17 protein-coding genes and 2 pseudogenes are annotated in these 19,322 nt (G+C 63.3%); 9 read left to right on the forward strand and 10 right to left on the reverse strand.

The window, feature by feature from the left end; all coding sequences use genetic code 11:
• Positions 1-56 precede the first annotated feature (56 nt).
• Together ABIB73_RS05290 and ABIB73_RS05295 are read right to left on the reverse strand one after the other, a co-directional pair.
• Entirely contained in the window at positions 57-1,004 is a 948-nt protein-coding gene (locus tag ABIB73_RS05290; RefSeq protein ID WP_354221994.1) for a CobW family GTP-binding protein, read from the reverse strand.
• On the reverse strand, positions 1,001-2,644 hold the full coding sequence (locus ABIB73_RS05295; protein ID WP_354221995.1) for an amidohydrolase: 1,644 nt from the start codon (positions 2,642-2,644) through the stop codon (positions 1,001-1,003). Before ABIB73_RS05295 ends, ABIB73_RS05290 begins: the two co-directional genes overlap by 4 nt.
• Before the next feature lie 176 nt (positions 2,645-2,820).
• Between ABIB73_RS05295 and pdxR the strand changes: the two genes are divergently transcribed.
• A complete protein-coding gene (gene pdxR, locus ABIB73_RS05300) occupies positions 2,821-4,347 on the forward strand; it encodes a MocR-like pyridoxine biosynthesis transcription factor PdxR (protein WP_354221996.1) in 1,527 nt (508 codons plus the stop codon).
• Between the two features lies 1 nt (position 4,348).
• On the opposite strand, the gene ABIB73_RS05305 is transcribed toward pdxR, so the two are convergent.
• Positions 4,349-5,143: a sulfite exporter TauE/SafE family protein gene (locus ABIB73_RS05305; protein ID WP_354221997.1), complete on the reverse strand. Its 795-nt coding sequence runs from the start codon at positions 5,141-5,143 to the stop codon at positions 4,349-4,351.
• A gap of 219 nt (positions 5,144-5,362) precedes the next feature.
• Between ABIB73_RS05305 and ABIB73_RS05310 the strand changes: the two genes are divergently transcribed.
• A complete protein-coding gene (locus ABIB73_RS05310) occupies positions 5,363-5,776 on the forward strand; it encodes a nuclear transport factor 2 family protein (protein ID WP_354221998.1) in 414 nt (137 codons plus the stop codon).
• The gene (locus ABIB73_RS05315; protein ID WP_354221999.1) at positions 5,773-7,164 is read left to right on the forward strand and encodes an NAD(P)/FAD-dependent oxidoreductase; all 1,392 of its coding nucleotides are present in this window, start codon (positions 5,773-5,775) and stop codon (positions 7,162-7,164) included. The genes ABIB73_RS05310 and ABIB73_RS05315 overlap by 4 nt, the downstream gene beginning before the upstream one ends.
• Positions 7,165-7,429: 265 nt before the next feature.
• Here the strand turns inward: ABIB73_RS05315 and ABIB73_RS37555 are convergent.
• From ABIB73_RS37555 to ABIB73_RS05345, 6 genes and pseudogenes are all read right to left on the reverse strand, one after another.
• Positions 7,430-7,668, reverse strand: a pseudogene (locus ABIB73_RS37555) (FGGY-family carbohydrate kinase); the annotation flags it as partial.
• A gap of 228 nt (positions 7,669-7,896) precedes the next feature.
• Entirely contained in the window at positions 7,897-8,625 is a 729-nt protein-coding gene (locus ABIB73_RS05325; RefSeq protein ID WP_354222000.1) for an SDR family oxidoreductase, read from the reverse strand.
• A gap of 25 nt (positions 8,626-8,650) precedes the next feature.
• Positions 8,651-9,907, reverse strand: a complete 1,257-nt coding sequence (locus ABIB73_RS05330) for a sugar ABC transporter permease (protein ID WP_354222001.1) — start codon at positions 9,905-9,907, stop codon at positions 8,651-8,653.
• Positions 9,904-10,725, reverse strand: a complete 822-nt coding sequence (locus ABIB73_RS05335; RefSeq protein WP_354222002.1) for an ATP-binding cassette domain-containing protein — start codon at positions 10,723-10,725, stop codon at positions 9,904-9,906. Before ABIB73_RS05335 ends, ABIB73_RS05330 begins: the two co-directional genes overlap by 4 nt.
• A 78-nt stretch (positions 10,726-10,803) precedes the next feature.
• Positions 10,804-11,889, reverse strand: a complete 1,086-nt coding sequence (locus ABIB73_RS05340) for an ABC transporter substrate-binding protein (protein WP_354222003.1) — start codon at positions 11,887-11,889, stop codon at positions 10,804-10,806.
• Between the two features lie 211 nt (positions 11,890-12,100).
• A complete protein-coding gene (locus ABIB73_RS05345; protein WP_354222004.1) occupies positions 12,101-12,985 on the reverse strand; it encodes an AraC family transcriptional regulator in 885 nt (294 codons plus the stop codon).
• 526 nt (positions 12,986-13,511) lie between these two features.
• Between ABIB73_RS05345 and ABIB73_RS05350 the strand changes: the two genes are divergently transcribed.
• Both ABIB73_RS05350 and ABIB73_RS05355 read left to right on the forward strand, forming a co-directional pair.
• Positions 13,512-13,691 (forward strand): hypothetical protein, encoded by a 180-nt coding sequence (locus tag ABIB73_RS05350; protein WP_354222005.1) that lies wholly within the window; start codon positions 13,512-13,514, stop codon positions 13,689-13,691.
• Positions 13,692-13,730: 39 nt separating this feature from the next.
• Positions 13,731-14,057: a GcrA family cell cycle regulator gene (locus ABIB73_RS05355; RefSeq protein WP_354222006.1), complete on the forward strand. Its 327-nt coding sequence runs from the start codon at positions 13,731-13,733 to the stop codon at positions 14,055-14,057.
• A gap of 24 nt (positions 14,058-14,081) precedes the next feature.
• On the opposite strand, the pseudogene ABIB73_RS05360 reads toward ABIB73_RS05355, so the two are convergent.
• Positions 14,082-14,198 (reverse strand): annotated as a pseudogene (locus ABIB73_RS05360) (FGGY family carbohydrate kinase); the annotation flags it as partial.
• A 98-nt stretch (positions 14,199-14,296) separates the two neighbouring features.
• Here ABIB73_RS05360 and ABIB73_RS05365 point away from each other — a divergent pair.
• From ABIB73_RS05365 to ABIB73_RS05380, 4 genes are all read left to right on the forward strand, one after another.
• A complete protein-coding gene (locus tag ABIB73_RS05365) occupies positions 14,297-14,752 on the forward strand; it encodes an RbsD/FucU family protein (RefSeq protein WP_354222007.1) in 456 nt (151 codons plus the stop codon).
• Positions 14,753-15,133: 381 nt separating this feature from the next.
• The gene (locus ABIB73_RS05370) at positions 15,134-16,792 is read left to right on the forward strand and encodes a type 2 periplasmic-binding domain-containing protein (protein WP_354222008.1); all 1,659 of its coding nucleotides are present in this window, start codon (positions 15,134-15,136) and stop codon (positions 16,790-16,792) included.
• Between the two features lie 107 nt (positions 16,793-16,899).
• Positions 16,900-18,018, forward strand: coding sequence for a carbohydrate ABC transporter permease (locus ABIB73_RS05375; protein WP_354222009.1), 1,119 nt, complete (start codon positions 16,900-16,902; stop codon positions 18,016-18,018).
• 40 nt (positions 18,019-18,058) lie between these two features.
• Positions 18,059-18,964, forward strand: coding sequence for a carbohydrate ABC transporter permease (locus ABIB73_RS05380; RefSeq protein ID WP_354222572.1), 906 nt, complete (start codon positions 18,059-18,061; stop codon positions 18,962-18,964).
• Positions 18,965-19,322 lie beyond the last annotated feature (358 nt).

The raw sequence follows: 19,322 nt of genomic DNA on the forward strand, positions 1-19,322 counted from the left end.
GTTCGATTTGATGATCGGCAAGTCGAGGTCGTGCATCGATCGATATCTGCTTGTCGTCATGCAGCGGCCGTTACGGCCAATGCACGGTCAAGAATGGCATCCAGTTCATGATCTGCCGGAAGATCAGCGGTCCCGACGCCCACCAGCACGATCGCGTCCGCGCCCTGCCCGGCGTCGCGCTCGGGCTGCGCCAGCGACCAGATCCGCGACACCATCTGGAATACCTGCGGCCGCGCTTGGTCGCCGATCCGGCAGACGCCCTTCAATCGCAGCAGTTGCGGCGGCAATGCGCTCACAGCCGCGGCCAACAGATCGCGGTCGAAGCTGCCGGCGCGCCGATAGGTCCAGCGCCGGAACTCGCCTTCGTGATCGACGTCCTCATCGACGGCCACGGCGCGAAACTGTGGCGCCTCGCGTCGGCCGAACACAACGGTGTCCAGCGCCCCATCCGGGAGGATTTCGATCCGGACGTCCTGCCGTACCGCGCGGATCGCACCGCGCGCCGCTTCAAGCTGCGCCTCCGTCACCAGATCGCGCTTGCTGAGCAGCACCACGTCGCATTTTGCGAACTGATTGCGAACGGTATCGCCCACCTGGCGATCCTCCATGAGGGCTGAGATCCGGCATGCATCGGCGAGCACGACCACGCCATCGAGCCGCAGCGCCGGCTCAACCAGCGCGATCTCGGCGATGCGCCAGGGATCGCCGACCCCACTCGCCTCGATCACGATGCGCTCGAAACGCCCGCTTTCGTCAAGCAGGCTGCCGAGCGTGTCCAGAAAGCCTGAACCGATGCTGCAGCAGACGCAGCCATTGGTCAGCGACATCGTCGTGCCGTCGTGGCTCTCGATCAGGGCCGCATCGATATTGATTTCGCCGAAATCGTTCACCAGCACCGCGCAACGCGTGCGACCGTTCGCCAGCAGCCGATTGATCAGCGTCGTCTTACCGGCGCCGAGAAAGCCTCCAATCACCGTCACTGGGATGGGCGCGGACCGGATCATGCGCGCGGAGCTTTCCTGACATGGCCGCCGACGACCGTGCCCCACACGGGCACGTCCCTCAGCCCAGCGGGAGCGACCGCGAGCGGATCGTCATCCAGGACGGCGAAGTCCGCAAATTTGCCGCACTCGATGCTGCCGATCAGGTGATCGAGCTTCAGTGTGTAGGCGGCGCCGATCGTGATCGCAGCGAGGGCCTGCTCGACGCCGAGAGCTTCCGTCTCGGTCCCGAGCTTGCGGCCTGACGACGAGACCCGATTGACCGCGCACCAGGCGGTAAACAGCGGCGAAAGCGGCGTAACCGGTGCATCCGAGTGGATCGCGAACAGAACGCCGCTGCGCAGAGCGGTACCGGTTGCGTCCAGTCTCCCGGCGCGCTCCGGCCCCATTGTCAGATCGTGGTGGGAGTCACCCCAGTAGAACAGGTGGTTGGCGAACAGATTGACGCAGACGCCGAGCGCCTTCATGCGCCGGAACTGCGCGGCGTCCGCCATCTGGCAATGCTGCAGGGTGTGGCGGTGATCCGCGCGGGGCGTCGCGGCCAGCGCCTTCTCGATGGCATCGAGCGCCAGCTCCGTGGCCTCATCGCCATTGGTGTGGATGTGAAGCTGAATGCCCGCCTTGTGATAGAGGTCGACCAGCCGCGGCAGATCCTCGGGCGCGATGTACCAAAGTCCGTTCGGGGCGCCGTTGTGATAGCCGGGCCATCGCAATCGCGCGGTGAAGCCCTGGATTGAGCCGTCCACGACCAGCTTGACGATGCCGTAGTGCAGGCGGTCGTTGCCGCTCTCCCGCAATATCGCGATCTTCGCGATCGCCTGCTCGGGCGTGTGCGAGGCCGAAGCCAATGCGGGCACCAGCCGCACACCGAACTCGGGCGAACGGGTGGCCGCCGCGTAGAGCTCGATCGTCGGATCCGTGAGATCATTGTGCAGATCGGTGATCGTGGTCACGCCCTGCACGCAGGCAGACGCGGCATAGCGGTCGACGTCGTCTATCGTGATGCCGGAGGACAACGGATTGCCGAGCACGCGAAAGACGCGAAACCGCGCGGCGATGCCCTGTAGCTCTCCGCTGGCCAGACCGTCCTCGCCGGCGACGACGCCGGAAATCTCGATCGCGCGTAGCAATTCGGTGCGCTCCAGCACCAGCGTGTTGACATTGCTGATGTGGAAGCTCGCATGGATCACCACGATCGGCCGCGCGGTCGAGACGCGATCGAGATCCCGGCGGGTCAGCATGCGTCCGCCGATATGCAGCGGATCGAAGCCCCAGGCGAACAGCGTTGCGTTGGGATCGCCGATCCTGGATTCGGCCTCCTGCAGCCGGGCGACTATCGCGTCGATGTCACGCACGCCCGATACGACCTTGCCCTCCGGCGAGCGACGATCAAACGCCCCGACATAGGGCAGCGACCACATCATGCCCTCCATGATATGGCTGTGGCCCTCGACGAACCCGGGCAGCAGCACCTTGTCGCGGAAGCGGTCGTCGATCGCTCCGCCGGCGAATGGTGCAATCTCCGCAGCATTGCCGACCGCAACGATGCGGCCATCGCGCACCGCGACATGGGTCGCGAGCGGGCGCGACGGATTCATCGTCACGATCTTGCGGGCTGAGTAAACGACCGTCTCCGCGCTCACATTGAACTCCCAGATGTCACGCTATCGACCCTGGGACCTCGCGTGGCCCTAGACCAGCGCCAGATGCCATGCACAAATGGAGCCAGCCCATGCACAGCAACACGTCATTCTTGCCGCTATGGCGTGGTTTTTGCTTTGTTTTTTGTGTTTACGCGACCCACACTGGACAAGCCCCGATGGGAAAATTTGCACTCCTGCGGCAATCCGAAGCAACGGCACCGGCCGCCCCACCCAACGATGTCCTGTTCTGGGGATCGCTGTTCCAGGGCCTGGATCGGGGCGGCAGTTTCCTGCAGCTCCAGATTCGCCAGATGATCGTGACGGCCATCGAGGACGGCCGGCTTCCCCTCGGCGTGCGCATGCCGTCCAGCCGCGATCTTGCCGCGCTCCTCAAGTGCTCGCGCAACACCATCGTCATCGCCTATGAGCAACTCGTCGACCAGAACTTCCTGGTCTCGCGCGAGCGCAGCGGCTATTTCGTCGCCGGCCTGCCCAAGCAGATTGGCGAGGCCAAACTGCCTGCGACCGAGGCTTACAGCCGGCGCTGGACCGAGCGCTTCGCGCTCCAGCCTTCGACGTTCCGCAACATCGTCAAGCCGCTCGACTGGCAGACATACCCCTACCCCTTTATCTTCGGCCAGTTCGACCCGAGCCTGTTTCCCACCAACGACTGGCGGGAGAGCGCGCGCGCCGCGCTCAGCGTGCCCGAGATCAACAACTGGGCGCGCGACATGATCGACGGCGACGATCCCGCGCTGATCGAGCAATTACAGCGGCAGGTGCTGCCGCGCCGCGGCATTCGCGCACGCGCCGACGAGATCATGATCACGATCGGGGCGCAGCATGCCCTCTATCTGATCGCCAAGCTGTTCGTGCGACCGACGACAACCATCGGCATGGAAGATCCGGGGTATCCGGACGCCCGCAACATCTTCGGCATGATGACGTCGGACGTCGTTCCGCTGCGGGTCGATGACGACGGAATGGTGCCTGACGACGATTTTGCACGCTGCTCGCTTGCCTACGTCACCGCCAGCCATCAATGCCCGACCACGGCCGCGATGTCGCACGCGCGCCGCGACGATATTCTGCGAGCGGCGCGGGACCGCGACATCGTCCTGATCGAGGACGACTATGAAAGCGAGTTGATCCCGGAAGGCGATGCGCTGCCGCCGCTGATGAGCCTCGACCACGACCAGACCGTCCTCTATGTCGGCAGCCTCTCGAAAGCCCTGGCGCCGGGACTGCGGCTCGGCTACGTCGTTGCGCCGGCGCCCGTGGTCCGCGAATTGCGGGCATTACGGCGGCTGATGCTGCGGCACCCGCCCCTCAACAACCAGCGCGTCGCCGCGCTGTTCATCGGCCTCGGCCATTACCGCTCGCACTTGCAACAAGTCGGCCGCGTGCTGCTGGAGCGCGCCAGGTTGGTCGACGAGTTGCTGCCGCAGACGCTGCCGGCATGCCGCTGGGCGCGTGGATCCGGCAGCACAAGCTATTGGATTTCCTGCCCCGACGGAACCGACAGCGCAAAGCTGTCGGAAGCCGCGCGCGCCGAGGGCGTCGTGATCGAGCCCGGCGACGTGTTTTCGATGAGCCCCGACGCGACACGGCATTGCTTCCGGCTCGGCTTCTCGTCGATCCGGACCGACCGGATCGCCGCCGGCATGGCCAAGCTCGGCGAGGTCTTCGCACGACACGGCTAGTTTAGAGCAGATCGCTCACACCCTTGATGGCACTGCCCAGCGCCACCACGGCGAGGCTGGCGATCGAGACGCGGCGATGCAGCCAGTCGCTGCCGCGGTGAAAGCCGAGATCGCCGAGCCAGGTTCCGAACAACATGACCGGAACGCCAAGCGCGGTCAGCACCGCCGTGCTCCGGTCCAACAGCCCCAGCATGGCAGTGCTGATGAGCACGGCAACAGACGAGACCAGGAAGAACACCATCATCGAGGCGCGCGCCGCGACGCGGCCGAAGGGACCAGTGCTGTAATAGACAATGACCGGCGGCCCCGGCATCGCCGCCAGGCCGTTGAACAGGCCCGCGGTCATGCCGACCAATGCCGTGACGCTCCGCGATGGAGCCACCGCGAGCCGGAAGCCGGCATTGAGCGCCACGACCGCGCCAGCCGTGATCAGCGCGATCATGATGCGTGCAGCCGGCGCGGACGCCGCGCGCAGAATGAGCGCGCCGAGCGGCGAGCCGATCACCCCGCCGATGACGAGCCAGCGCAGCGACGGCCAATCGCAGACGCGCGAGGCGCGCGGGAGATCGCCGAGGCCGATGATGAGCTGAAGACACACCGCGACCGGAACCGATTGTATCGGCGGCATGAACAGCCCGAGCAGCGGCACCGCCGTCAGCGCGAAGCCGAAACCGGTGAAGCCGCGCACCAGAGCCGCCGCCAGAATCGACATCGCAGCCGCCAGCATCACGGCAGGCGTCGGAAGCGCCGTCGCGGCGATATCGCGGATCGCGGCAGCGATTTCCTGAATCGTCATCATCGATGCAGGGCGAGAGAGGGGAGATTGGCGGCCATCGCCGGCTATCAACAGGGCGGAACTTCGCTGCGGAAGTGCCAGCTGCCTCAGCCTCGCCATGCCAGTCTGGCCGCAGAGCTCGCGCGGTCTGGTTCTACGGCCACCTCCTCACCGCGTGGCAGATGTCCAGATGCCCCCATCAGGCTGTAACGGCGCGCGTTGGCGCGCGAGGATACCGGCATGCGCAACATCAATACCGTCAGGCAAGAGCTGCTCGAAACCCTGTTCGCCGCCTTCAACCGGCACGACGGCGCGGGTGTAATGGCCTGCATGACCGAGGACATCTTGTTCGATACGGCCGCGGGTCCCGACATCTGCGGCCGACGGCTGGCCGGCACGAGCGCGGTTCGGGCCGCTTTCGAGGCAACCTGGACCGCGATGCCCGATGTGAGCTGGGAGTGCACGCGGCACACCGTGTTCGGCGACCGCGCCGTCTCCGAATGGATTTTTCGCGCCACCTCGCCGGACGGAGCGCGCATCGAGGTCGAAGGCTGCGATCTCTTCGGATTCCGCGGCGAGAGGATCTGCACCAAGAGCGCCTTCCGCAAGGACAGGCCGGCGCAGCCGGCAGCGCAGCGGAGCGACGCGCGATGAACGTGCACGCCGCGCCGCCGGCGGCGGCCTATGATCCGCACTATGATCCGCTGGTTTCCAGTGGTCCCGGCCACAATCGGCAATATGCGCCGACCTACTGGATCGCCACGGCCGGCACACCTCCGCCGGACGACGGCCCGATCACCAACGACACGGTCGCCGACGTCGCGATCATCGGCTCGGGCTATACGGGACTCGCCTGCGCGATCTTCCTTGCGCGCGAATACGGCATCAAGGCCGTCGTGCTCGAGGCCAATCGCGTCGCCTGGGGCTGTAGCACCCGGAATGGCGGCCAGGCGCAGAATGCCTCGGGCCGCCTGACGCGCTCGCAATGGATCAAGCGCTGGGGTCTCGATACTGCGCGGCGCATGCATGCCGAGATCACCGAAGGTTTTGAGACGTTTGAAGAGCTGGTGCGCGCGAGTCCGGTCGATTGCGAGCCGCAGCGTGGCGGGCATCTCTATCTTGCCCATCGTCAGCGTCACCTCGACAAGATCGCAGCCGAATCAAGGGTCCTCAACGAGCTGTTCGGCTATGCGACGCGCGTCGTGTCACACGATGAGCTGCGCCGTGATTTCGTCGACGAGGCCGAGGCCGTCGGCGCGGTCCACGAGCCGCTCGGAACCGGGGTCCATCCCGCCAAGCTTGCGTTCGGCTATCTGCGCATGGCACGCGATCTCGGCGTGCGCGTACACACGGCAAGCCCGGTGCAGCGGGTCGAACGGCATGACGGCGCATATCTTCTGCGCACGCCGGGCGGAACGGTGCGCGCTGCCGCAGTGGGGATCGCGACCGGCGCCTACACATCGCTCGGCCTGACGCCGGAGCTCGGCGGCCGCTGCATGCCGATCCTCTCCAATTCGCTGGTGACACGGCCGCTGACACAGGCCGAAATCGATGCGACCGGGTTCCGCACCAGGCAGGTGATCACGGACACCCGCACGCTTCGCTTCTACTACCGCCTGCTGCCGGACAATCGTCTCCAGATCGGCAGTCGCAGCGCGATCACCGGCGCGGACGCGGCCCACGACCGCCATCTTCAACTCCTGATCGGCGGCCTTCACCGCAAATTCCCGCCGCTCGAGGGGATCGCGATCGACTACTCCTGGTGGGGCTGGGTCGACGTCAGCCATGACATGATGCCCCGCATCTTCCGGCCCGACGCAAAGCAGAAGCTGGTCTATGCACTCGGCTATGGTGGCAACGGCGTGTCCTATTCTGCGCAAGCGGGCCGGCGCATGGCCCAGATGCTCGCGGGCAAGACATTCAAAGGCCAAGGGCTACCTATCTTCACCTCCCCGCTCCCGACGCATCCCTTCGCGCCATTCCGCCGTCTCGGTCAGCGCATGCTCTATCATTGGTATCATCTGCGCGATGAAGCCCGCTGATTCCCAGCATCTTTCAGATGCTGCTGGCTAGCTGTAATTTCTACAGGGAACCCCCGAGAGCTTGATGCAAACTCAATACGCCGTGCTTGTCGACAACTTCACACTTTCCGGAGTGTAGATTCTTCTTGATCTCCCGGTGCACACGCTACCTTCTAGCCAGTTGAAAAACCTAAACTCTCGTTCCAATCCATCATGGGCCAATTTGAGCCAGTCGTGGCCAAGGAGCTCGAGGTCGATCAAAAGTGATCCACAGTGATCAGAAGCCGGACTGACCGCCTTCGTTCAACCAAAGGCCCGGCACCATGGCGGAGAAATACGGCCCCCACACCCGGGGTACGAAGGCTCCATCATTGGTCGAGGACATCGTGCAGGCCGAGGTACCGAACCCGGCCCGCCACGCGCGCCGACCGTTCCAACTCCGCCGGCATGGGCGTCGATCAGCCCGGCGGCGACCGGCGTTTCAGGCATCAAGCCAAGTTGCGCGGCCGCGACGGCGGTCAAACCGCTGCCTTGCACGCAGGCACACACAGCGCACCAGATATCGTTGCTGGACTGCTCGATAATTTGGCCTGCCTCGTGCCACAACGCAATGTCCGCCTTGGCGGATCCGAGCAACGTGCCGAACTCATCGAAGACACTACGGCGCGCGCGCTGCCCGTGCCGACGTCGATGCCGAGGAAATGCTTTTCGGGCATGCCCCGTGATTCCTACCGTGTTTGGCGATGACGCGTCTTACAAGTCGTTGCTCTGCGGCAGAATGACGAGATCGCGGATGGTGACGTTCCTCGGCCGCGTCAGCATGAACAGCACGGCCTCGGCCACTTCGACCGGCTGCATCAAGCCTCCGGCCGCCAATTCGTCATCGAGCTTGTCCTTGGGCCAATCCTTGATCAGGGCCGTGACCACGGGACCTGGAGCCACGGCGCCGACGCGCAGCCCATGCTTGGCGACCTGCCGCCTGACCGTATGTACGAACGCCTGAACCGCGTGCTTGGAAGCGGAGTAGATCGGCTCCCAAACCACCGGCACCAGACCGGCAATCGAGCTCGTCACGATGATGTCGCCTGTCCCACGCGCGATCATGTGCGGCAGGACGGCGTGGACCGAGCGGAAGGCAGCGTTGACGTTGAGGTTCAGCACGCGGTCCCAGATATCGGGGTCGCCGTCCACGATATCGCCGCCGACGTAGGTTCCTGCATTGGCGTGGAAGATGTCGAGTTGGCCCGCGAGGTCCAGTATCCGCGGCATCATACGGCTGACGCTTTCAGGCTTGGTGAGGTCGATCGTCAACGGGATCGCCTCCTGGCCGAGGATTGCGCAAGCCGACTTCAAGGCATCCTCGTCACGGTCGACCAGCACAACGCGCGCGCCCTCGCGCAGCAGAATCCTGGAGCATTCCAGACCGATCCCCGAAGCCGCTCCCGTGATAGCGGCCACTTTTCCGGACAGCGTGAGAGTCATGGCGTTCCTGTTGCTTGGGATGATTTCAGGCCCGGCCATGGGACATGCGTGAGCGGCGGGCCAGCGAATCGACGATGACGGCAACGGCCAGCACGGCGCCCGTGATCATGTACCGGAGCGAAGATGATAGATCGAGCAGCGTCAGACCACTCGTGATCGATTGAATTACGATGATGCCAAGCAGCGCGGAATAGGCGCTGCCGCGACCGCCGAACAGGCTGGTTCCACCGATCACGGCGGCCGCGATGGCGTTGAGATTGACATCGCCGGTGCCGGCCTGCTGGCTCGCGGACGCCAGGCGCGCCGCCGAAAGGATGCCGCCAGCGGCCGCGAAGGTCGCGCACAGCACGAAGGCCGTCATGTAGGTCCGACCCACACTGATGCCGGCGCGGCGCGCCGCCTCCCGATTGCCCCCTACTGCATTCATCGAGCGTCCCCACTTCGTTCGGGTCAACGCATAGTTCATCGCTACGACCAGAGCGACGAACAGACCGAACATCCAGGGCACGCCGCGATCCTGATTGAGATAATAGACGACGAGTTCGAGGATAATCGTGATCACAGTGGCGCGAAGCAACAGGCTGCTCAGCGATCTCGCCGACAATCCAGCCTGCTTGCGGCGGACGGCCGTTCGAAACGTCGTTGCGAAGATCACCGCACCGGTCACCGCAGCCAGCGTGTAGCCGACCGCGGGCGGCATGACCAGCATCTGACCAAAATTCACGAGCGGCGAGCCGTACGGCAGATTGATCGACCCGGTCGAGCCCAGAAGATAAAGTTGCAAGCCCAGAACCGCGAGCAGGCCGGCCAGTGTCGAGACGAAGCTTGGCATCCCGAAGCGGTTAAGCAACACCGCGTAGAGTGCGCCAATGGCTCCGCCGACGACGAGCGCAGCGAAAATAGCGAACCACGCTGGCCATTCCATGTTGACCCAGAGCACACCAACCATGGCCGAAGCGAAACCGCTGACCGAGCCGACCGACAGATCGATTTCGCCGATCATCAGGATGCAGACAATCCCAAGCGCGATCACCCCCACCGTCGAACAGTCGAACAACAGGTTGACGAGATTATTGCTCGACAGGAACACCGGATTGAGGCTCTGAAACGCCGTGCAGATGATCACCAGCCCGATCACGACCGGAAGCGCGCCGAGATCGCCGGAGCGGACCCGGTCCAGGAAGGCGCGCGTGGCGCCGGCAAGACCCGCATCGCTGCGAATCCGCTCGTCGGCGCGATCGAGCGGCGCCGACGTTGCGCGACGTTCCGTGTCGCCGTTCACGGCCGCGGCTCCCCTGAATGTTCACGTGAGCCCTGTCGCCGCTCTGCGCGGCGGGACACGGCGTTGTTCGAGGCTCCCGTGATGGCGCTCACAAGTTCCTGATTGGATGCGTCGGGATCGAAGATGCCGTTGTTGCGTCCGAGCCGCAGCACCACGATCCGGTCCGCGACCGCGCGAACGTCTTCCATATTGTGACTGATCATCACGACGGCGAGACCACGATCGCGAACGCGCTCGATCAGATCAAGCACCTCGGCGGTCTGCGCCACGCCAAGCGCAGCCGTTGGTTCGTCGAGCAGGATCAGCTTCGGCTCGAGCAGCAGCGAACGGGCGATTGCGACCGTCTGGCGCTGGCCGCCGGAAAGCGATGCCACCGGCTCGCGAACACTGGGGATGCGCGCCGACAGTTCGTTGAGCAGGGTCCAAGCCCGAATCTCCATCGCCACCTCGTCGAGGCGCCATGGATCGAGTTCCCGTCCGAGGAAAATGTTAGCGACGACGTCGAGATTCTCACACAGCGCCAGATCCTGGAATACGGTCGCGATACCGAGCCGCAGCGACGCGGCCGGATCGTCGAGGACCACGATATCGCCGCAGAAGGTGATCGTTCCCGAATCCGGCAGATGAACGCCGGCGAGGATCTTCACCAGGGTCGACTTGCCGGCGCCATTGTCGCCGACCAACGCGACGACCTCGCCGGCGTGGACATCAAGATCGATATTGGTCAAGGCGGAGACGGCGCCGAAGTTTTTTGAAATCCCGCGCAGGCTAAGCACCAGGTCGTTCTGCGAATTGGATTGCGATGCTGGGTCGGTCATGCATGGCGTTCCGTGATCGTCCCGGCCATGCGGTGAACCGAACCGCATCGCCGGGCCAAAAAATACCTTGACGAATCTCTACTTGGTAATGCCGAGTTTCTTGCAGCCTTCGGCATAGCGGCCCGCGCAGAGCACCTCGGGCTTCTGGATCGGTTTGCCGTTGATCCGCTTGTCGACGATCTCTGCCTTGAGGTTGTCGGCCGTGACCAGCGTCGGCGTGAACAGCTGCGACGGCGTGTTGAACAGCGTAGTTTCGGATTTTGGCTTCTCCCCCGCGAGCAATTGGACGGCCACATTGGCCGCCGCGGCCGCGACGATCTCGCTTGGCTTGTTGATGGTATTGTATTGGTCCCCGGCAATAATGAGTTGAAGGCCGGCGATCGTAGCGTCGTTGCCGGTGACCGGCGGCACCGGATTGACCCCTGCGGCCTTGAGAGCGGCGATCGCGGCACCGCCGGTTCCGTCGTTGGCGGCCACGACGCCCATAATCTTCTTTCCGAAACGGGTAATCTGGCCGCTGGCCCACTGCTGCGCCTTCGGCGGCGCCCAATCCGGCGTGTCGTACTCGGCGAGTGTCTTGTATCCACTGCCGGCCAGACCGTCGTGGATACCGTCCCTGATCAGCCCGGCCGCGGCATCGGTCGGTGAGCCGTTGATTTCCAGCACGCCGATATCGTCGGTCGGCACGTTGGTCGCCTTCAGATGGTCGACCAGCGATTTAGCGATCGCCTTGCCGATCGCCTTGTTGTCGAAAGACACGTAGAAGTCTGCCGGCGTGGAGGGGATCGGCCGGTCATAGGCAATGACCTTCACGCCCTGCTCCTGGGCCTGCTTCACGAGCGACGCCGCAGCGATGGAATCGACGGGGTCGATGACGATGACCTTGGCGCCCTGCGAAATGACGGAATTGAACTGCTGCTGTTGGCGCGACGCATTCGCGTCGGCGTTCTGGTAGAGCACCTTACAGGTCGGGCACAGCTTGCTCATCTCAGCCACGAAACCGGGGCGATCGTGTTCCTCGTAACGTGTCGAAGCCTGGTCCGGCATCAGAAAAGCGACCGTCGCGCCCGGTACCTTGGCATTCTGACCGAAAGCGGGACCGCCAGCCAGGATGCACAAGGCGAGCGCCGCCATCCCGAGTCCGTTCAATGATGCTAGTGTCATATGGTCTTCTCCCTAGGGTAAGAGCAACCCTTGCGGTTGCCTTGAATGCGGGAGGTCGGCGCCGGCGATCCCGGACAGTCCCCCTTCTTTTTTGTCGATCCTGCACACAGCAGTCTTCCTTCGCCGAACCGCTGGAAGCCGGTCCGCGCCGTGATTGTCAATAATGCGTCGTCTCCCTCGACGAGCTATGCGGCCAAGCCGTAGAACATTCTCATGCGGCTTTGGGCGCGTTGATGTTGTCGAGCAGCAATCGCCGGAACTGTGACGGTGTCATTCCCTTCTCGGCGAGGAATTGTCGGTTGAAATTCGACATGTTGTTGTAGCCGACCTCGTAGCAGATACTTGCAATCGAGGCGTGCTCATCGCTCATCAGAATCTGGCAGGCAAGATTGATGCGCAGCCGTTTTACATATTGCATCAGCGACATGCCGGTGTGCTGGCGGAACGCACGCGAGAAGGCGCTTGTGCTCTGACCTGCGATCTCGGCGAGATCCATCTCGCTGAACGGCTTGGTCAGATGCTTGCGGAGATAGGCGAGCGCTTTGTTGATGCCTGCGGACATATAGCCGGACGGATCGGGCAGATAGCTAGCGCTGGCCAGCATGCGCGATCCCCGTGCCCGGCTCAACACGCCGGCGATCAGCATAAACAACTCGATGCGGCGCATGCCGTTGGCTTGCATCGTCTCTTCGAGCAGCGGCGACAGCCGCCGGCTGGTTTCGCTGCTGAACAGCACACCTCGCCGGGACGATTCCAGCACCGGCCGCAGTGCCGCGAGTTCCGGCAGGCCTTTGATGGCGCCGTCGATGAACTCCTCGCTGAACTGGATAATGCGGCAGCGCAGCGGAATGCTGGTCCCTGGCGGAATGTCGCTGACCCAATTATGCGGCAGATTGGGCCCGGTCAGCACGAGGTTGCCGGGCGCGAAATCGCCGATGAAATCGCCGACGAAATAGCGGCCGGTGGTCGCCGCCACCATGTGCAGCTCATATTCCGGGTGAAAATGCCATCGTACGGTGCGGAAAGGATAACCGTGTGACCAGGCGGCGAACGACTCCCCCGGCCTTATCTGGACCAGCTCAAGATCCGGCTCCATGTCCTTCCTCCCGGTCGCGTGCACGCACCCGCAACGACCTCGTTCCTAGCCGGCCGATTTTCTTGATACCGGCTCTTGCTTGACCGCCACGGTAGGTGACGAAATAGACGCGTACCACCACATTTGGCGGCCAATCGTGGTACTTTTTTTACCTGACTGGCACCCCGGATGCAAAAAGCGAGTTCACGCCTTGGGAGCTTCGTCCGGTTTTACGGCTGGGAGGCAGAAGACGATGGTCAGATGTGCGTGCATGACCGCCTTGATGATCCCATCGCGACGGCGACCTGCTGCTCGAACGCCGCCGGCGCCTGGTCGAGCGAAAAGTGGTGCGTGGCCAGTGGGGAAACGTTGACGCGTCTGCCACTCCTTCTGGCCTCAGGTTCCTCTTCAGCTCCCTCGGCCTCCAATGGTGCTCATTCCGAAGGTTTGAACGCCCGAGCGCTAGGAGGGGCTCAAATCGGGTACCATCGCAATCCGTGGTCAGGTCTTCACATCCGGTCATTGGCATTTTTTGAGGAGCAACAACATGAAGCAACACATCCCCGAGGTCTTTTTTCCTGGGTTGATCGACAGGAGTCGACTCGTGATCATGGGCAAGGCGATGCCGCCCCGCGATCCCGATGAAGATGAAGACGAAGATGACGACGAGGAAGAAGAAGACCTCGCCGACGAACCGCCGGTCGTGCGCGAGCCAGACGAAGACTAGACTAGCCGGTCGTTGGCAGCCGGCGTTATAGTATCTCCCATGAGTTGGGATGAGAGAGACATAAAGCTGCTCAAAGAACTCTGGGCATTGGGACACAGCGCCGCACAGATCGCGCGCGCACTCGGGTGTAGCCGTAACGCAGTTTGCGGGAGGCTGACTCGCTTGCGCCTGAAGCGTGGTCACAAGCCGCCAGCAGCAAAGCCCAGAATAAGACCAGTCCCGAAGCGAAGGCCGGCATTGTCGGCCGCCTGTGCCAGCCCGGTGGAAAAGAAGGTATCGAAACCGCTAGAGAGGCAGCAGCCTAATGAATTCAGCAAGCGCGAGCTTTACGCCATGCTAGCTGAGGCGGTCAAGAATACGGGCTAAGGATTCATCGCGAAATACAGCAAGACCGGGACGCGGCGAGGCCGTCCTCAACGGTCGACTCGCGCTCGCGATCACGCGTTGAGCGTGATCGACGAGGACGGTCTTGACCGCCGAGGTGCCGAGATCGATGCCGAGATACACGATCCTTGCAAATCGTGGACGTCGATATGGACGACGGCACCGCAACGTCGGATAGTCAATCAATCCAAGAAGCCTGATCTCGTCAAGGGAGACGCCGCATGCTGAAATCGATCGATCCGCTTTTGAATGCCGATGTTCTCTATGCGCTGCGGTCCATGGGGCATGGCGACGATCTCGTTCTCTGCGACACGAACTTTCCCGCCGACGCGGTCGCGCGCCGGACCGTGCTGGGGCGGCTGTTGCGCATCGACAACGTCACCGCAAGCCGCGCCGCGCGCGCGATCCTGTCGGTGCTGCCGCTCGACAGTTTCGTGGACAAGCCGGCATCCCGCATGGAGATCGTCGGTCAGCCCAATGAAATTCCGCCTGTGCAGAGCGAGGTCCAGGCCGAACTCGATGCGGCGCAGGGCCGATCTTTTCCGATGGCCTCAGTCGAGCGCTTTGCATTCTACGAGCTTGCGAAGAGATCCTATTGCGTGATCCAGACCGGAGAGCGGCGCTTTTATGGTTGCTTCATCTTCAAGAAGGGCGTCATCCCGCCTGATGCGGTTTGAGGTGAACACCTCAAACCGTCTGGACGGCGGCACGGCTGCACGAGCCGTCTGACATAAATACGACGTCGAGATGATGTCACGCTCGCGGAACCTGCTCATTCACGATCACCGCGACGGTGATCGGCGCTGCACGGCATCAATCATCTTGCAGCGCGGCATTGCGAAGACTCTGCTCATCGTTCGCGCACCGACGGCACGCGCGACCTCAACTTCACGCGCATTCGTTGACTTTGATGTGTGCCGCTGCATACTCGACAGGCCTCTGCCGCCATCGCCACGACGCGGAAGTCCGCCGAGCGTCACGTCATCGAGGTGCTCGGGCGAATTAGACTTCACAAAAGAAAGTCACGCAAAGAAAGTCAAAAACGGGAGGGTATCGCGGTGAAACAGCACGATCACGATCAGCATTCCGCATTCCAGCCGAACCGGCGAACGGTGCTGAGAGGCGCGGCGAGCGCCGCAGCACTCGGGACCAGCAGCGCGCTCGGCACGTTCTCGGAGCTCGCATTGGCGCAAGCCAACCTACGCGCGCAGATCGCGCAAATCCCGGGTGTCGGCAAGGGCGCACCGACGGACGGCGACTGGCAGAAGGTCGGCGAACTCTGCCTCGGCCCGACCAAAGCGAGCATCAAGGAAGGCGAATTCAAGGGCGTCGAGCTCTCGTTTATGGGACTCAACAATCAGAACCTACATAATCTCCTGTTCCGCGGCTTCCTCAAGCCGTGGGAAGCTTATACGGGCGCGAAAATCTCCTGGATCGATCTCGCCCAGGCCGACTACAACCCGCGGCTCCAGCAGGCGATCGCAACCGGCACGGTCGATTTCGACATCCTCGAGATGGGCGCGCCGTTCGAGGGCGATGTCTGTGGCAAGGGACTGGCATCGGAGATGCCGGACTGGGTCAAAAAGCAGATCGATATCGATGACTATGTCGACTATCTGAAACCGCCGGTCGGAACCTGGAACGGCAAGACCTATCGCGTCACCATCGACGGCGACTGCCACAACTTCAACTACCGCACCGACGTCTTCTCCGACGCAGCCCTTGCCAAGGCCTGGAAGGACGCCGGCAACACGGGCGAATGGGGCGTGCCGAAAACCTGGCAGCAGGTCCAGGCGGTGACGAAATTCCTCAAAGGCAAGAAGATCAAGAACCAGAACGCGTTCGGCTATCTCGATGCGCCAAAACCCTGGGGCGGCTTCGGCTTCTATTTCCTCGGCAGCCGCGCCTCTGCCTATGCCAAACATCCCGACGACAAGGCTTGGCTGTTCGACATCGATACGATGAAGCCGCGCATCAACAATCCGGCCTGGGTGCGCGCTATCCAGGACGTCATTGACTCGCTGCCGTTCGAGCCGGCCGACCAGCTCAACGCCGATCCGAACACCACCGGCTTCCAGCAATTTCTCGCCGGCATCGGCTCGATGATCCCCTGGTGGGGCGACATCGGCCAGGTCGCCAAGGCGAGCGACACCTCGGTCATCGGCGATATCGTCGGCTTCGACATCCTGCCGGGATCGGACGATGTCTATAATTCCAAGACCGGACAGTGGGACAAGCTCGCGAGCGGTCCGAACCACGCGCCGAACTGCGCCTATCTCGGCTGGGGCGTCTACGTGATGGCCAGGGTCAATGGCGACGAGAAGAAGCACAAGGCCGCCTGGAGCGCGGCTGCGCATCTCGGCGGCAAGGATCTGTCGCTGTGGATGGTGATGTATCCGTCGGGCTTTCAAGCCCACCGCACCAGCCACTTCCAGTTCGACGAATGGGTGGCTGCGGGCTATGACCGCAAATACATCACCTCCTACCTCAACTCGCAGCTTGGCTCCTATAATCATCCGAACCGGGCGGTCGAGCCGCGCATCCCCGGCATCTTTCAGTACTACAGCATCGCGGAGGACGAGCTGACGAAGATTTTTGCCGGCAAGGTCGACGCGCAGACCGGCGCGAACAACATCGCCGCCGCCTGGGAGAAGCTGACCAACCAGATCGGCCGCGAGCGGCAGGTCGGACTCTACAAGGCCTCGCTCGGCGTGTAGCCGCATGAGCATCACGAAGACCCTCGGCTGGCGTCGCTCTCGCGGTGCCAGCCGAAAACTTGCCCGGCGGCCGGCCGGGCATTCAGGATCGGCAGAGTTCGATTGCCATGCAGAATTCAGCTCCCGTGACCGACGACCTGCACCACCAGCCCGCGGTAGCGCGCGCGCCGGCCAGGCGGAAGGCCGCGGGCCGCGCGCTTATCGCGCTGGCGTCGCTCGGCCTTCTGCTCGTGCTCCTCGTCCAGATCCTGCACACGACCAGTGCGACCGCGGCGGGGTTCTCCGATTGGCGACCGATCCTCATCGCCTATCTCATCTGGGCCGTCGCCTTCGCCATCGCCCAAGTGCTGATCCGCGGCGAGCGCGGCCAGCGCGCGCTGTTCCTGCTACCGGCAGTGTTCTTCACCATTGCGGTGGTGATCTTCCCGACCATCTTCGGGATCTATATCGCCTCGCTCGACTGGAATCTCAGCTCGGTCGAAGGCCCGCGCTTCAGCGGCTTCGGCAATCTCGTCGGGATGCTCAACGATACCTATTACTGGAACGCGCTGGGCAACATGATCTTCTACGCGGTCGCAGTTCTCGGCGAGTACGCGATCGCGTTCGGCCTCGCGCTGCTGCTCAGCGCCGAGATCCGCGCGCGCAAGTTCTTCCGTGTGGTGTTCCTGCTGCCGATGATGCTGAGCCCTGTCGCGGTGAGCTGGATGATCGGCAAGTCGCTCCTCGAATATCGCTTCGGGCCCGCTGCGACGCTGGCGCGCTATATTGGATGGGAGAACCCGGCGTTCTTCGCTTCGCCCTGGATGGCGCGCTTGAGCATCCAGGCGATGGACGCCTGGGTATCAATCCCCTTCATCATGATCATCCTGCTCGCCGGCCTCCAGGCCATGCCGCGGGAGGTACAGGAGGCCGCCAAGGTCGATGGCGCCAACGGCTGGCAGTCGTTCTGGCACGTCACCTTTCCGATCATGCTGCCGGTCAGCATCACTGTCCTTATCATCCGCATCATCTTCAAGCTGAAGCTTGCGGACATCGTAATCAACGTGACGGCCGGCGGGCCCGGGGGCGCCACCGACACCGTGTCGAGCTTCATCTATCGCGTGTACCGTGACCGCTCCAATGTCGGATACGGCACGGCGCTCGCCATGGTCTATCTGGTGCTGATCATCGTCCTCCTGACGCTGCTCTTGCGCCTGTCCAAGCGTTGGACCCAGAGAGTCGTCTAGAACCAAGGAGCCCACGCGCGTGTCGATATCGACATCGGCATTGAAGCCCGTCCGGCGGCATCCCGCGGCACTGCGCGCCAAGCGGGTACTTGGCCGCGTGCTGATCTATGCCGCGCTCTTGTTCTGGACGTTCATTTGCCTGTTCCCGATTTACTGGACGGTGACGACGTCGTTCAAATCGGCAGTCGACGTCACGCAGGCGCATCTGATCCCATGGGTCGATTTCCAGCCGGACTGGAAGGGATGGCGCTCGCTCGGGCTGTCGCCAGACACGCTGTTCGGCACCTCGACCGCCCGCGCGGAGTTCACGAGCCGGTTCGTCAACAGCATCATCACCTCGGTCGGCGCGTCCCTGCTCTCACTGATCCTCGGTTCGCTCGCCGCCTACGGCCTCAGCCGCTTCCGCTACAAATTCGCCTGGATGCGCAACGACGACATCCTGTTCTTCTTCATGTCGCAACTGATCCTGCCGCCGGTCGTGCTCGCCCTGCCCTTCCTCGTGCTCTACAAGGCGCTCGCACTGCTCGACACCCGCTTCGGCCTGATCCTGCTCTATACGCTCTCGGTCCTGCCCATCGTCATCTGGATCATGCGCGACCAGTTCAATGGGATCCCGATCGAGCTCGATGAAGCCGCCTTCGTCGATGGACTGTCGACCTGGGGCGCGTTCCTGCGCATCATCCTGCCGCTTGCAGTGCCCGGGATGGTGGCCGCCTTCATCCTGTCGCTGGTGCTGTGCTGGAACGAGTATTTCTTCGCGGCTCTCCTCACCAGCACGGATGCGAAGACGCTTCCGGTGATGGTGGCGAGCCAGACCGGCTCGCAAGGCATCAACTGGTGGTCGATGGCAGCGCTGTCGACGGCGGCAATCGCCCCGCTCGTCCTGGTCGGCATCCTCCTCGAGCGCTACATTGTCAGCGGGCTGACGACAGGCGCGGGAAAGTAGCACGGTCCCGCAATTGTACCGAAGATGTGGCGACGGGCGCGCCGGCCACACGCAACGTTGCATACGATACTCGCCGCCCGGCGCGGACCGGACTAACCTCCGGGTTGCTGGGCCGGTCAGCCGGCCGGCAGGGCCGAACCGCGAGGACGCAAAGACGACGGGCGTGATCACGCTCATGTTTCACGACGAACCTCCACCAAGGCTCAGCTATCGCCGGCGGCGCCACGATGATAGGCGCCGGCGGCGGCGCCCCGCTGGCGCAGAACGTGCGCGACGCCGCCGACGACGATCACCACGCCGCCGCGTGATTTCGGCCCTCACAGCGCAGCAACTACCTACTTCAGGGCCCGCGAGACCG

The organism is Bradyrhizobium sp. F1.4.3 (assembly GCF_040548375.1).
Taxonomy (GTDB): Bacteria; Pseudomonadota; Alphaproteobacteria; order Rhizobiales; family Xanthobacteraceae; genus Bradyrhizobium.

Bases quoted from the DNA above. Each gene is read 5' to 3' on its own strand.
- ABIB73_RS05290 (WP_354221994.1), bottom strand. From the start codon at position 1,004: ATGATCCGGTCCGCGCCCATCCCAGTGACGGTGATTGGAGGCTTTCTC.
- pdxR (WP_354221996.1), top strand. From the start codon at position 2,821: ATGGGAAAATTTGCACTCCTGCGGCAATCCGAAGCAACGGCACCGGCC.
- ABIB73_RS05305 (WP_354221997.1), bottom strand. From the start codon at position 5,143: ATGACGATTCAGGAAATCGCTGCCGCGATCCGCGATATCGCCGCGACG.
- ABIB73_RS05310 (WP_354221998.1), top strand. From the start codon at position 5,363: ATGCGCAACATCAATACCGTCAGGCAAGAGCTGCTCGAAACCCTGTTC.
- ABIB73_RS05315 (WP_354221999.1), top strand. From the start codon at position 5,773: ATGAACGTGCACGCCGCGCCGCCGGCGGCGGCCTATGATCCGCACTAT.
- ABIB73_RS05325 (WP_354222000.1), bottom strand. From the start codon at position 8,625: ATGACTCTCACGCTGTCCGGAAAAGTGGCCGCTATCACGGGAGCGGCT.
- ABIB73_RS05335 (WP_354222002.1), bottom strand. From the start codon at position 10,725: ATGACCGACCCAGCATCGCAATCCAATTCGCAGAACGACCTGGTGCTT.
- ABIB73_RS05340 (WP_354222003.1), bottom strand. From the start codon at position 11,889: ATGACACTAGCATCATTGAACGGACTCGGGATGGCGGCGCTCGCCTTG.
- ABIB73_RS05345 (WP_354222004.1), bottom strand. From the start codon at position 12,985: ATGGAGCCGGATCTTGAGCTGGTCCAGATAAGGCCGGGGGAGTCGTTC.
- ABIB73_RS05350 (WP_354222005.1), top strand. From the start codon at position 13,512: ATGAAGCAACACATCCCCGAGGTCTTTTTTCCTGGGTTGATCGACAGG.
- ABIB73_RS05355 (WP_354222006.1), top strand. From the start codon at position 13,731: ATGAGTTGGGATGAGAGAGACATAAAGCTGCTCAAAGAACTCTGGGCA.
- ABIB73_RS05365 (WP_354222007.1), top strand. From the start codon at position 14,297: ATGCTGAAATCGATCGATCCGCTTTTGAATGCCGATGTTCTCTATGCG.
- ABIB73_RS05375 (WP_354222009.1), top strand. From the start codon at position 16,900: ATGCAGAATTCAGCTCCCGTGACCGACGACCTGCACCACCAGCCCGCG.